The sequence below is a fragment of the Lysinibacillus sp. NPDC056185 genome, assembly GCF_047737915.1.
Taxonomy (GTDB): domain Bacteria; phylum Bacillota; class Bacilli; order Bacillales_A; family Planococcaceae; genus Lysinibacillus.
On sequence record NZ_JBLLLQ010000090.1, the window covers coordinates 1 to 1,520 of the forward strand.

The 1,520-nt window shown below is 63.9% G+C and carries 1 protein-coding gene; it reads right to left on the minus strand.

Features of this window, described 5'->3' with window-relative positions; genetic code table 11:
• Positions 1-974: 974 nt before the first annotated feature.
• Entirely contained in the window at positions 975-1,406 is a 432-nt protein-coding gene (locus ACMZ42_RS27045) for an ATP-binding protein (protein WP_415733430.1), read from the minus strand.
• Positions 1,407-1,520: the final 114 nt, after the last annotated feature.

Consider the following 1,520-nt stretch of genomic DNA (forward strand, 5'->3'; position numbering starts at 1 on the left):
GTGCAGAACAGCCAAGTTCTCGAACTCAGGGCCCGTAGCAAGAGCGTCGATCAGCGCATCGACATCCTCAGGGGTTCGGACTACCAATGGTTCACCTGCATGCTGTGCGCAGTAGTACACCTGAACCCTGTTGCGCGTCACTTTCCGCCCACCCCTGACGTGGCCATTTCCATAGATCCATCGCTTGGCCAACCGCTCCCGCACTCAAGTGATGAACGGGGGAAAGCCCCCACTGTTCTCTGCTTCCGCCAGCAGGCCCTCCACCTCTCCCTACCGTTCCGTCGTCGATCCTACGCACAATCTCGCACGTACTGAGCTCGCGAAGTCGCACAAGCCCCAAAGTGGGACTGCGTACTTCATCAAGCAGGTTCGTCCGGTCCAGCAGGCTCACCATGCGTGGCACTACTTCACGTTGGAGAGCCCGGGCCGACCCCCCTCCGCAAGCGTCAAAATTGTCAGGCTCCGTAAATGCCCATAGAGAACGGAATGGCATATCTTTGTGGGGGTGTAGGAAAATTCGACGGGCGAAATGACCCACCAGGTGACCAGTACCCCGGAACTTCCCCGAGTCTTCGGCTGGGGTTCGTTACGTTTTACCCAGGCCCAGTACGGTAGGGCGTAATCAAGCAAACGACGTCAAACACGAATTTCTCCGGGTCGACATGGCGCATGGACGAACATGACACTTCAGGCGCGGATGTCACTTCGTCGCGGAGTTCGGGTGCTCACCTGACGAGCCGGGCCGAGTGCTCCTCGGCGAACACCCGGCCCGTCCGCCGAACCTTCTTCAGCGTCGGTACACCACGACCAGACGGTCGGCGGGTACGCGTAGCGAGCAGCCGAAGGTGAAGGTGAGCACCACCGCCGTGCCGCCACTCGCGTAGCGGTCGAGACGGAGTGTCGTCACCTCGCGCCAATTCCCTTGTACGCACACCAGGTCTCCGCGCCATACCCGTACTACGCAGAGGTGTCGCTCATCCGTCATGGCGGCCGGCCCCACTCGGAGCGTCGAGCATGCACTCCGCCCATACGGCCTTTCCAGGGCCGTTCCTTTCCCCGTAGCCCCACCGGTCTGCCAACGCGTTCACGAGGAACAGGCCCCGCCCGTCGCAGGCGTCCGCCTGCGGTCGGCGTTCCGCCGGCAGTACGGGCGAGGCGTCGTGGACCTCGATCCTCACTCCGGCGGGCAGGCGAACGAAGCGCGTTTCGATCTCCCGGCCCGGTGACACGCGGGCGTGACGTCCGGCGTTGGTCAACAGCTCCGAGAGAACGAGTAAGGCGGTGTCCGCCAGCGTCGTCAGTCGCCAGTCCACCAGCGTGGTTCGCAGTTCCGCGCGGGCGCGGCCGACGTGGCTCGGGTGGCGGCTCCACCGCAGGATCACGTGATCCTGGATCGCGTCGGCCATCAGCGCATCACCACGCCGTGAATGATCCGGGGCCCTGCGTCGATGCTGTGCAGAGCCAGCCACAACACCGTGCGGTGTGCACGTCGTTGGCGATGCGCCGCGCGCTCCCAGCGG

Bases quoted from the DNA above. Each gene is read 5' to 3' on its own strand.
- ACMZ42_RS27045 (WP_415733430.1), bottom strand. From the start codon at position 1,406: ATGGCCGACGCGATCCAGGATCACGTGATCCTGCGGTGGAGCCGCCAC.